Genomic DNA, 11,513 nt, shown 5'->3' with positions numbered 1-11,513 from the left:
GGCGCTGACCCGGGAGCCCGACAAGGCCGGCTCGGTGCCGCAAGCGTCAAAGATGCGTGGGCAAGGGGCCGGCCCCGTCAGGACGGGCGCAGCGCCCTGCGGATCGCCAGTGCTGCCATCGGCAGAAGCAGCATCGCGCCGATCGCGTTCAGCCACCCGTAGCCCGCCTGCGCCACCACCAGTCCCGCGGCCGCCCCGCCCAGCCCCGCCGCCGTGTTCATCGTCAGGTCCGACAGGCCCTGGACGGCGGCGCGGGCAGGCTGGGGGACCGAGTCCGTCAGCAGGGTGGAGCCCGACACCAGGCCGGCCGACCAGCCGAGGCCGAGCAGGAAGAGGCCGAGCGCCGTCCGCCCGTGGCTCGCTCCTGCCGTGCCGGCCAGCAGCGCTGCCGTACTGAGCAGCCCGGCCGCCAGACCGATCACCGCGAGCCGCCCGATGCGGTCCGCCAGCCAGCCCATCAGCGGCGAGAACGCGTACATGCCCGCGATATGACCGCTGATCACCAGGCCGATCAGCTGGATCCCCGCACCGTGGTGGCTGAGCGCGACCGGGGTCATCGACATGATCGACACCATGGCGGTGTGCGAGACGGCGACCGTCACCAGCGCCAGCTGCGCCATGGGGGAGTGCCGTACCGCCGAGACCCCCGCCCGCAGAGAGCGTCCCTCCGGGGAGCGGTCGTCCTCGGACAGCGCACGGGCCGTCAGCAACGGGTCGGGCCGCAGCAGCACGAGCACGACGACGGCGGCGACGAGAAACACCCCGGCCGCCCACAGGAACGGCCCCGCGGCGGCGGGGATCCCGAGACCGGCCACGCTGCGCCCGGCGGGGGACGCGATGTTCGGTCCGAGCACCGCCCCGATCGTTGTCGCCCACACCACCGTGGAGATCGCCCGCGCGCGCCGATCCGGCTCCGCAAGATCTGCCGCCGCGAACCGGGCCTGCAGATTTGCCGACGAGGCGGCGCCGAAGCCGGCCATGCCGAGCAGCAGAAGCGGGAAACTGCCGACAACGGCGGCCGTCACGACCACCCCCGCGCCCACGGCACCGATGAGATAGGCGAGGACCAGCCCGGGCCGTCGCCCGCGGGCGGTCATCAACGCGGCGAGCGGCACCGACAGCAGCGCGGTACCCGCCACGGTCGCCGTCGGGGCGAGCCCCGAAAGTGCCTCGGTGCCACTGACCTCCTGCGCCAGCACCGCGGCCAGCGCGATACCGGTGGCGACCCCCAGACCGCCCAGGATCTGGCTGGCGATCAGCACGGCATTGATACGACGCCGCAGCGCAGGCAGCTCGGCGGCCTTCACCACCGGGGCATCGGATATGTCAGGAGCGTCTGGGCTGATGGTCACTGACGCAGTGTGCCAGCGCGCCCGCCCGCGCGGAACATCGCCGAGCCCGCAGCAGCGCAGGGCCTGGAACTGCGTAGGGCATGGAGCAGCGCAGAGCCCGGAACGGCGTAGGGCCTGGAACTGCGCGGGGTGTCGGCACAGAACTCCGTCAGAACAGCGGTTCGGGCAGCACGCCCTCCAGCGCCAGCAGCCTGCGCTTCGTCTCCAGTCCTCCGCCGAAGCCGCCGAGCCCCCCGTCGGTCTCCACCACCCGATGGCACGGCACCACTACCGGCAGCGGGTTGGAGCCCATAGCCGCGCCGACCGCCTGCGCCGCTCCCGGCTGCCCGACCCGGGCCGCCAGGTCCCCGTAACCGACGACCGACCCGTAGGCCACACCGGACAGCAGTTCACGCAGGACCTCGCGGTTGAAGCCCGCCGACAGCGACCAGTCCAGCGGCAGGTCGAACTCCCGCAGCCCGCCCGCGAAATACGCCCGCAACTGACGTATCGGCTCGGCGAGACGGCCGGTGGCGTCCTCGACGGGCTCGGCACCGAGCCTGTCCGCCAGCTGCGCCAGTGCCCGGTCCCGGACCGCCGGCCCGGCGTGGAAGACCACGCTGACCAGGCCGGCGTCGGTGGCCGCGAGCAGCAGCGGCCCGATGTCCGTGCCGACGACGCTCCACTCGAAGGTGTTCATGCGACCACCGTAGGACGGGGCACTGACAATGCGGCCCGAGGCGAACCAACGGCCCGCGAGCCCGGCAGGACGCCTTAGCCCACCGCGTCCCGCACGACGTCCGGGTTGTTGGTGATGATGCCGTCCACGCCGAAGCCCGCCACGCGCCGGGCGCCCGCCGCGTCGTTCACGGTCCAGGTACTGACCCGCAGCGATTTGCCGTGCGCACCCTTCAACGCGTGCACCGCCGCCACGTAGTCGGCCGTCAGAGAGGTGTGCGTCGGGTTGATCTGGTCGGTGAACGCCGCGTACGACGGCAGGTCGGCGACGGCCGGCGTGCCGAGAAAGCCGGTCGTGATGTCCGGCCGCTGCCGGTGCACGGCCTTCACACTGTCCACACCGAAGCTCTGGATGACGAGTCGGCCGGCGATGTGCCGCCGGTCCAGCCAGCCCTCTTCGCCGAGCACGCGGAGGGTGTCCTTCTCGATTCCCGGGTAGAGCTCGGGCTTCTTGATCTCCAGAAGAAGCTTCTGACGGTTCTCGTCGACCCGGTTCAGGTACTGCTTCAGGGTCGGCACCCGCGCACCCGCCCACTGCGCGCCCCGCCAGCTGCCGGCGTCGAGCCGCGCGATCTCGGCCGCCGTGAAGTCCGCGATCTTCCAGGGAGCCCGCCCGGGGAAGACCTGCTCGACGTCCGTGGTCCGCGCGAGTGAGTCGTCGTGCACGATGACGAGCTCGCCGTCCTTGGTGCGCTGGACGTCGTTCTCGACCCAGACGAAGCCCATGCGGTCGGCCAGATCGATCGCCGCGAGCGTGTTCTCCGGCGCGTAGGCGGAGGCGCCGCGATGGGCGATCACCAGCGGCTCGTCGTGGCGTACGGCAGTTTCCGTGGCGCCTGCCGCGGAGCCGGGCACGAGCAGGGCGGTCACTCCGAGGGAGGCGGCGGCGAGGGCAGTGACGGGGCGTGCGTACACAGGTTTTCCTCACGTCGGCGGATCACGGACGGGCCGACACTGACAGGTGTCGGTCAACGAGGGACAGGCGAAGTGTGGCCACAACGTGAACGGATCCGCCCGCATCGGAGCGTTGCTCGGTCTTCGAGTCGACAAATCTCTGCTCGAACGTTTGCATCCCGTTCCGCGGGCCGTACGCTCGCCCTCAGCCAGAGGTTCCCTTCGCGTTCGCGTGGATCGCGGGGGCCACGGGGCACGGGGGCACAGGGGAACACGCGGGGCGAAGGGCTCAAGGGATGCAAGGCACGGTGGACGGCTTCGGCTATGGCCTCGTCACTCCGGTGGCGGCCTATCTCATGGCCTGTCTCGGCGGCGCCCTGGGGCTGCGGTGCACCACGAGGTCCGTGCGCAACGGTCGCGGCTTCAAGACCGGCTGGCTCGCCCTCGGCGCCACGGCCATAGGCACCGGGATCTGGACGATGCACTTCATCGCCATGATGGGGTTCACCGTCGAGGAGGCGCCGATCGGCTACGACAGACCCACCACGTTCGCGAGTCTCGCCGTCGCCGTCGTGATGGTCGGCATCGGCATCTTCATCGTCGGATACCGGGGCACAACCCCCATGGCCATGGTCACCGGCGGCACGATCACCGGCCTCGGCATCGCCTCCATGCACTACCTCGGCATGGCCGGAATGCGCCTGCAGGGCAGCCTCCAATACGACACCCTCACCGTTGCCCTGTCCGTGCTGATCGCGGTCGTCGCGGCAACCGTCGCCCTGTGGGCCGCGGTGGCCATACATGGCTTCATGGCGAGCGTGGGCGCCAGCCTCGTGATGGGGGTCGCCGTGAGCGGCATGCACTACGTCGGGATGGCGGCCGTGAGCGTCCATCTGCATCCCTCGGCCGCCCCGGCGACCGGCGGCGACTCGCCTGCCACCCTGCTCGCTCCCGTACTCGTGGGACCCGCGGTCTTCCTGCTGCTCGCCGCCGTCGTGGTGATGTTCGACCCGCTGCTCGTGATGGGGGAGTCGGACCGCGGGCCCGCCGGCCGGGACGGCGCCGGGCGTCCCGGGGTCCCGGCGCAGCGTGCCACCCCGCCGTCCCGCCGTCCCGCCGCGTGGGCCGCGGACCGCGGCGCCCGCCGCGGGTCCGCGGATCCCGACCGGCACTGAGACCCGGGCCGCCAAGGCGTCCCTGCCCCGGGCCGGCGCCGGGACCGCGGCTTCGACGCCGGTTCGCCCCCGGCTGTCAGTGGCGGGTCGTACGGTTGGTGCCATGCGGCCCGTTTCCAAGATCGAACGTACGGTGGCGCCCTTCGAGGTCGTCAGCTCCTACCAGCCCAGCGGCGACCAGCCGACGGCCATTGCCGACCTGGAGCGGCGTATCCGCGCCGCCGAGAAGGACGTGGTCCTCCTCGGCGCGACCGGCACGGGCAAGTCGGCCACCACCGCCTGGATGATCGAGAAGCTCCAGCGCCCCACCCTGGTGATGGCACCGAACAAGACCCTGGCCGCCCAGCTGGCGAACGAATTCCGCGAGCTCCTCCCGAACAACGCGGTGGAGTACTTCGTCTCGTACTACGACTACTACCAGCCCGAGGCGTACGTCCCGCAGTCGGACACCTACATCGAGAAGGACTCCTCGATCAACGAGGAGGTCGAGCGCCTGCGCCATTCCGCGACGAACTCACTGCTGACCCGTCGCGATGTGATCGTGGTCGCCTCCGTCTCCTGCATCTACGGCCTCGGTACACCGCAGGAGTACGTGGACCGCATGGTCCAGCTCAAGGTCGGCGAGGAGATCGACCGCGACCAGCTGCTGCGCCGCTTCGTCGACATCCAGTACACCCGCAACGACGTGGCCTTCCAGCGCGGCACCTTCCGCGTCCGCGGCGACACCATCGAGATCTTCCCGGTGTACGAGGAGCTCGCCGTCCGCATCGAGATGTTCGGCGACGAGATCGAGGCCCTGTCCACCCTCCACCCGCTGACCGGCGAGATCATCAGCGAGGACGAGTCGCTCTACGTCTTCCCCGCCAGCCACTACGTCGCCGGACCCGAGCGCATGGAGAAGGCGGTCAACGGCATCGAGGTGGAGCTGGAGCAGCGCCTGGCCGAGCTGGACAAGCAGGGCAAGCTGCTGGAGTCCCAGCGGCTGCGCATGCGCACGACGTACGACATCGAGATGATGCGCCAGATCGGCTCCTGCTCGGGCATCGAGAACTACTCGATGCACTTCGACGACCGCGAGCCCGGTTCCCCGCCCAACACCCTCCTCGACTACTTCCCCGAGGACTTCCTGCTCGTCATCGACGAGTCCCATGTGACGGTCCCGCAGATCGGCGCGATGTACGAGGGCGACGCCTCCCGCAAGCGCACCCTGGTCGATCACGGTTTCCGGCTGCCGTCCGCGCTGGACAACCGCCCGCTGAAGTGGGAGGAGTTCCAGGAGCGCATCGGCCAGACCGTCTACCTCTCCGCCACCCCCGGGACGTACGAACTGTCCCGCGGAGACGGTTTCGTGGAGCAGATCATCCGCCCCACCGGCCTTGTCGACCCCGAGGTCGTGGTCAAGCCCACCGAGGGGCAGATCGACGACCTGGTGCACGAGATCCGGCTGCGCACCGAGAAGGACGAGCGGGTCCTGGTCACCACCCTCACCAAGAAGATGGCCGAGGACCTCACCGACTACTTCCTCGAACTGGGCATCCAGGTCCGCTATCTGCACAGCGACGTCGACACCCTGCGCCGTGTCGAGCTCCTGCGCGAACTGCGCGCCGGTGAATACGACGTCCTGGTCGGCATCAACCTGCTCCGCGAGGGCCTCGACCTGCCCGAGGTGTCGCTGGTGGCGATCCTCGACGCGGACAAGGAAGGCTTCCTGCGCTCCGGGACGTCGCTGATCCAGACCATCGGCCGCGCCGCGCGCAACGTCTCCGGCCAGGTCCACATGTACGCGGACAAGATCACCGCCGCGATGGAGAAGGCCATCGAGGAGACCAACCGCCGCCGCGAGAAGCAGATCGCGTACAACACGGCGAACGGCATCGACCCGCAGCCGCTCCGCAAGAAGATCAACGACATCGTGGCCACCATCGCGCGCGAAGAGGTCGACACCGAGGAACTGCTCGGCACCGGATACCGCCAGGGCAAGGCCGAGAAGCCCGGCAAGGGCGCCAAGGCTCCGGTCCCGGCGCTGGGCACCTCCGGCAAGAGGTCGGGCGAGGTGCTCAGCGACCGCCCGGCCACCGAACTGGCCGGAATCATCGAGGAGATGACCGAGCGGATGCGGGCCGCGGCCGCGGAGCTGCAGTTCGAGGTGGCGGCACGACTGCGCGACGAGGTGAGCGAGTTGAAGAAGGAACTGCGGCAGATGAAGGAGGCGGGCCTCGCCTGACCCCGGCACGGCCGGTGTGTTGCAAGACCGACACAAAAACGGGCGGACGATACGGCTCCGCCACCGTGACTGCGTAGTGTGCAGGTCAACCGCATAGATGAGCGGTGGCAATTCTGGAGAAGGGGACAGCGCGTGACGGTCAACATGACCAAGGGCCAGGCCATCAGCCTGCAGAAGAGCGACGGGGGCACCCTCACGGCTGTGCGGATGGGGCTCGGCTGGCAGGCGGCGCCGCGCCGCGGTCTGTTCGGCTCGCGCACCCGCGAGATCGACCTGGACGCATCGGCGGTGCTGTTCGCCGACAAGCAGCCGGTGGATGTGGTCTTCTTCCGTCACCTCGTCAGTGACGACGGCTCGGTCAAGCACACCGGTGACAACCTGGTGGGCGGCGCCGGTTCGGGAGGCGACGACGAGGCGATCCTCGTCGACCTGCAGCGGGTGCCGGTCCACATCGACCAGATCGTCTTCACGGTGAACTCCTTCACCGGCCAGACGTTCCAGGAGGTGCAGAACGCCTTCTGCCGAATCGTCGACGAGACCAACGGTCAGGAGCTCGCCCGCTACACGCTCGACGGCGGCGGCCAGTACACGGCACAGATCATGGCCAAGGTCCACCGCGCCGGCAGCGGCTGGCAGATGACCGCCCTGGGCAACCCGGCCAACGGCCGTACGTTCCAGGACCTGATGCCGGCGATCCTGCCGCACCTGTAGGGGCGGTCGTCAGCAGGCACGGCCCGCATCGACGGACCCGCAGCTCCCGGAGGCACCGCCGCCGGGAGCTGCACCGCTTGCACCATGCGCCCCCGCGCACCGGCCGCGCCGGGCAGGGGAGCCAGGCCGGGGCACGGCGGGACCGGCCGGCGCCGGACACCACACGCACCACACAGCACCACAGACCACACGCACCACACAGCACCGCACACCACGAGCACCGCCCAGCACTGAGGGGACAGAGCGATGACGGCCGAGCTGGTCCGGGGGCAGAACCACCCACTGCCGCACACCCGGCTGACCGTACGGGTGTCGGCCGGTCATCCGGTCGTGGCCTGTGTGACCTGCACGGACGACGGCGGCACGGCCCGCGACGAATGGATCGCCCACCCCGGTGCCCCCGAACTGCCGGGCATCGAGGTGCCCCGAGGGGCCGACCGGGCGCCGCGCTTCACGTTCGATCTGGATGCCGTGTCCGAGGAGGCACAGCAGATCAACGTCCTGCTCGCACTTACCGGTTCGGGCGGCCCCGACCGCTTCGGCGCGACCGCGGCACCCTTCGTCGCCGTCGTCGGCGAGACCGGCGACGAGCTCGCCAGTTTCACCATCACCGACCTCGACACCGAGACGTCGGTCGTCGCCGTGGAGATCTACCGCCGCCAAGGCGCCTGGAAGGTCCGCGCGGTGGGCCAGGGCTACGAGGGCGGGCTCGCGGACATGCTGGCCGACCAGGGCATCGCCAGGGCACGCGACATCGCGGCGGACATCCGGGCGGCGGTCGCCCCTCCCGCGGCGCGCACGGAACCGGCCCGCCTGCACACGAGCGCCGACAACGCCCAGGCCGCGCCCCAGGGGCAGGGCCTGCCCGCCGGCCCCGATGCGACGCTGCCCGGCCGCACGCACTCCGACGGACTGTCGGTGCCCGCCGCCCAGGCCGCCGCGGCATCGGCGAATCCGCAGCAGACCCCTGTGCCCGACCCGCCGCAGATCCCGGGAGGTCCCATCGACTACTCCCATCCGCGGCGCCGGTCTGCGGCCCCCACCCCGCCCCCGGCGGCGCAGCCGGGGGAGCCGGGCCGGCCGCCGGTGCCCGTGGCGGGCGACGCCACCGGCTGGTCCATGGACGAGCGTCTCTACAACCAGGTCTGGGGGATGTTCGAGGACCTCGCCCGGGCTGTGGCCGCGTACCGCAGCGCCGTCGAGTTCGCCGAGTCCCGCATGGACAAGGAGCTCGACCAGGTCCTGTCCGACCCGCGCAGCCGCATCGGCAGCGGCGGCGACGCGGCCAGGGCAGCGGCCCGCGCCAAGTACGAGCAGCTGGCAGACCAGGCCCGTCAGGCCCTCGACCGTGATCTGGCTCAGCTCACCGCCGAGTCGGACGTCGTCGAGCCCGCACTCCCGGCCTCCTACGCCCGCTGGGACAACCCCGTCTGGCACGCCTACCGGGTCCCGATGGAGGTCCCGATGGCGCTGCGCATCGGGGACATCCACCTGCCCGAGAGCCCCGAACTGCGCCTGCCGCTGCTCGTGCGCCTCCCGCTGGAGCGCGGGCTGTGGGTGGACAGCGGCCGGTCGAGCTCGGACGCCGCGATGGCGATGGACGAGGGTGTCCTGCGCAGGCAGGCCGCGGACACGGCGGTGGCCCTCGCCGCGCGGCTCATCGCGGTGTACCCGCCGGGAGAGTTCGCGGTGCATGTCATAGACCCGGCGGGCTCGGCGTCCGCCGCGCTCGCCCCGCTGGTCGAAACGGGCGTACTGGCCGCGCCCCCGGCAGCGGGCGCACAGGGCGTGAGCTCCGTCCTGGCCAAGCTCACCGAACGAGTCGACCTGGTGACCATGGCGGTGCGCGCCGGCGCGGCGGATTCGCTCCCGCCGGACCTCGACACGGGCGAGCAGCTGCTGATCGTCAACGACTTCCCGCACGGTTTCGACGACCGCGCTGTCACCCAGCTGCGCTATCTCGCCGACGAGGGCCCGGCCGTCGGCGTCCATCTGCTCATGGTCGCCGACCGCGAGGACGCGAGCGCCTACGGCCCGGTGCTCGATCCGCTGTGGCGTTCCCTGCTGCGGGTCACACCCGTGCCCGACGACCACCTCGCCGACCCCTGGGTACGGCACGCCTGGACGTACGAGCCGTTGACCGTTCCGGCGGGCAGCGACGTGCTGCGCCAGGTGCTCGGGCAGGTGGCCGCCGCCCGTCGCTCCTGGGGGCGTTGACCAGCCAATTTGGGGCCTGCTTTACCTTCGCCTTTACCTTTCCTTGGTCTTCCCTGTACTGTTCTTTGGGCGGAGGGGAGTACTCCCGACTCGCGGCGTGCCCGTCAGTACGGACCGACAGAGAGGTCCCGGGGCGTCGGCCCGTGGTGCGGTGATGCCGTCCCGGGTGGAGGAGACCTCCGGCAGCGACGACGCTGATCAGTAGCCGTACGACGCCGGAGGCGCAGTGGACGTTTCATTGACCCTTTGGGTACTGACCATCCTCGGTCTGAGTGCCCTGATCGCGGTCGACTTCTTCATCGGGCGCAAGCCCCATGACGTGTCGATCAAGGAAGCCGGTATCTGGACCGTTGTCTGGATCGTGCTGGCGGCCCTGTTCGGACTGGGCCTGCTCCTCTTCGGGGAGAGTCAGGCATCCGGAGAGTTCTTCGCCGGCTTCATCACCGAGAAGTCGCTCAGTGTCGACAATCTCTTCGTCTTCGTCCTGATCATGGCGAAGTTCTCGGTGCCGTCCCACCTCCAGCAGCGGGTGCTGCTGGTCGGCGTTCTGATCGCCCTCGTCCTGCGCGCGATTTTCATCGCCGCCGGCGCCGCGATCATCGCCAGCTTCTCGTGGGTCTTCTACATCTTCGGAGCGTTCCTGATCTACACCGCCTGGAAGCTCATCCAGGAGGCGCGCTCGGACGACGAAGAGGAGGAGTTCGAGGAGAACAGGCTCCTCAAGTCCATCGAGAAGAAGTTCGGCGTCGCCGACAAGTACCACGGCACCAAGCTCTTCATCCGGGTCAACGGCAAGCGCGTCCTGACCCCCCTCATGGTGGTCATGCTCGCCATCGGCACCACCGATGTGCTCTTCGCGCTGGACTCGATCCCCGCGATCTTCGGCCTGACCCAGGACCCGTACATCGTCTTCACGGCCAACGCCTTCGCCCTGATGGGCCTGCGGCAGCTGTACTTCCTCATCGGCGGACTGCTCAGGAAGCTGGTCCACCTGAGCTACGGCCTGTCGGTGATCCTCGGCTTCATCGGCGTCAAACTGGTGTTGCACGCCTTGCACGAAAGCGGGGTGCACGTCCCCGAGATCTCGATCCCGTTCTCGTTGGCAGTCATCTGCGGCGTGCTGATCGTCACGACGATCACCAGCCTGATCGCCTCCAAGAGGCAGGCCGAGCGGGAAGCGGCCGAGGGCAAGGACGCCGAGAAGGGCAGCGGCGACAAGGACGGCGCGGAGAAGGACAGCGTCGAGGCCTGACGCCGCCCGAGCGCGCGACAGACAGTGGGACGGTCCGGCCGGTGCGGATGCGCGAGCATCCGCACCGGCCGGACCTCGTAGCGGTCCGGACCCGTCCGGACGGGTACCGGCTCCGAATACTGTGGCGTACGAGAGGGCCGCACCGTCAGGCTCTGAGTTCCGAGGATGTGAACGTCATAGCGATACGACAGTCCGCGACTCCGCCCGCCCTGGTCCTCGACCGGGCGGCGCAGTCACCCCGGGCGGCCGTTCTGCTGCTGCACGGTGGCCGTGCCGACGGTACCGAGCCGCCGCCGGCACTGAATCTGCCGGCGGTCCGGATGCAGCCCTTCGCCCGGTCCATCGCCCGCGCGACCGCCGGACACGACGTGGTGCTCGGCCGCGTCCGCTACGTCCACCGCGGCTGGAACGGCGAGCGGGCCGACGCTGCCCGGGACGCGCTGCGCGCGCTGGAGGAGCTCTCTCTCCTGGCCGGGCCCGTCCCTGTCGTCCTGGTCGGCCACTCGATGGGCGGCCGTGCCGCCCTGCACGCCGCCGGACACCCCCTGGTGCGGGCCGTCGTGGGCCTCGCCCCCTGGTGCCCCGCGGGCGAGCCCGTGCAGCATCTGGCGGGCAGGCGCATCGTGCTGTTGCACGGCGACCGCGACCGCGTCACCGACCCGCGCGACTCCTGGAGCCTCACGACCGCAGCGCGCGAGGCGGGAGCCGAAACGTGTGCGCTGCGTATGCCGGGCGGCGACCACGCCATGGTGCGGCGTGCGGCTGCCTGGCACGCGCTCACCGCCCGCCTCGTCACCGGGTTGCTGGGGCTGGGTCCGCTGCCGCCCGCGGTCGCGGCGAGCTTCGACGCCGCAGGTAGCGGTGAGTCGCACCCGGCGGACGCGACGACGATCGACCGCGTCTGACCTTCGGAACCTCCGGAAACGGCCGCCCCCGGCGTCACGCTGCTCGGGGGCGGGGGCGCCCGACGG

At 70.5% G+C, this 11,513-nt stretch carries 9 protein-coding genes; 6 read left to right on the top strand and 3 right to left on the bottom strand.

All coding sequences use genetic code 11. The annotated features are described in order from the left end of the window. Window positions 1-77: 77 nt before the first annotated feature. The 3 genes from AC067Z_RS00830 to AC067Z_RS00820 all read right to left on the bottom strand — a co-directional run bounded on the left by AC067Z_RS00830 (window position 78) and on the right by AC067Z_RS00820 (window position 2,984). The gene (locus AC067Z_RS00830) at window positions 78-1,352 is read right to left on the bottom strand and encodes an MFS transporter (RefSeq protein ID WP_478787236.1); all 1,275 of its coding nucleotides are present in this window, start codon (window positions 1,350-1,352) and stop codon (window positions 78-80) included. A 148-nt stretch (window positions 1,353-1,500) separates the two neighbouring features. Next, window positions 1,501-2,031 carry a methylated-DNA--[protein]-cysteine S-methyltransferase gene (locus AC067Z_RS00825; RefSeq protein WP_478787235.1) on the bottom strand — a complete coding sequence of 177 codons (531 nt, stop codon included), beginning with the start codon at window positions 2,029-2,031 and terminating at the stop codon, window positions 1,501-1,503. 74 nt (window positions 2,032-2,105) lie between these two features. Next, on the bottom strand, window positions 2,106-2,984 hold the full coding sequence (locus tag AC067Z_RS00820; protein WP_478787234.1) for a glycerophosphodiester phosphodiesterase: 879 nt from the start codon (window positions 2,982-2,984) through the stop codon (window positions 2,106-2,108). 275 nt (window positions 2,985-3,259) lie between these two features. Between AC067Z_RS00820 and AC067Z_RS00815 the strand changes: the two genes are divergently transcribed. The 6 genes from AC067Z_RS00815 (at window position 3,260) to AC067Z_RS00790 (ending at window position 11,447) form a co-directional block, all read left to right on the top strand. Beyond that, window positions 3,260-4,138, top strand: coding sequence for an MHYT domain-containing protein (locus tag AC067Z_RS00815; protein WP_478787233.1), 879 nt, complete (start codon window positions 3,260-3,262; stop codon window positions 4,136-4,138). Between the two features lie 103 nt (window positions 4,139-4,241). Continuing rightward, window positions 4,242-6,362, top strand: coding sequence for an excinuclease ABC subunit UvrB (uvrB, locus tag AC067Z_RS00810; RefSeq protein WP_478787232.1), 2,121 nt, complete (start codon window positions 4,242-4,244; stop codon window positions 6,360-6,362). 132 nt (window positions 6,363-6,494) lie between these two features. Then, window positions 6,495-7,073: a TerD family protein gene (locus tag AC067Z_RS00805; protein WP_104789925.1), complete on the top strand. Its 579-nt coding sequence runs from the start codon at window positions 6,495-6,497 to the stop codon at window positions 7,071-7,073. Window positions 7,074-7,319: 246 nt separating this feature from the next. Beyond that, complete coding sequence (locus tag AC067Z_RS00800; RefSeq protein WP_478787231.1) at window positions 7,320-9,290, top strand: TerD family protein; 1,971 nt, start codon at window positions 7,320-7,322, stop codon at window positions 9,288-9,290. Between the two features lie 226 nt (window positions 9,291-9,516). Beyond that, window positions 9,517-10,542 (top strand): TerC/Alx family metal homeostasis membrane protein, encoded by a 1,026-nt coding sequence (locus AC067Z_RS00795; RefSeq protein ID WP_478787230.1) that lies wholly within the window; start codon window positions 9,517-9,519, stop codon window positions 10,540-10,542. A gap of 167 nt (window positions 10,543-10,709) precedes the next feature. Beyond that, on the top strand, window positions 10,710-11,447 hold the full coding sequence (locus AC067Z_RS00790; RefSeq protein ID WP_478787229.1) for an alpha/beta hydrolase: 738 nt from the start codon (window positions 10,710-10,712) through the stop codon (window positions 11,445-11,447). Window positions 11,448-11,513 lie beyond the last annotated feature (66 nt).

It is taken from the genome of Streptomyces sp. NPDC043812 (assembly GCF_056436245.1).
Note: the sequence above shows the minus strand (reverse complement) of the source record. Positions and strands in the feature narration are given on the sequence as shown.

Bases quoted from the DNA above. Each gene is read 5' to 3' on its own strand.
- AC067Z_RS00825 (WP_478787235.1), bottom strand. From the start codon at position 2,031: ATGAACACCTTCGAGTGGAGCGTCGTCGGCACGGACATCGGGCCGCTG.
- AC067Z_RS00815 (WP_478787233.1), top strand. From the start codon at position 3,260: ATGCAAGGCACGGTGGACGGCTTCGGCTATGGCCTCGTCACTCCGGTG.
- uvrB (WP_478787232.1), top strand. From the start codon at position 4,242: ATGCGGCCCGTTTCCAAGATCGAACGTACGGTGGCGCCCTTCGAGGTC.
- AC067Z_RS00800 (WP_478787231.1), top strand. From the start codon at position 7,320: ATGACGGCCGAGCTGGTCCGGGGGCAGAACCACCCACTGCCGCACACC.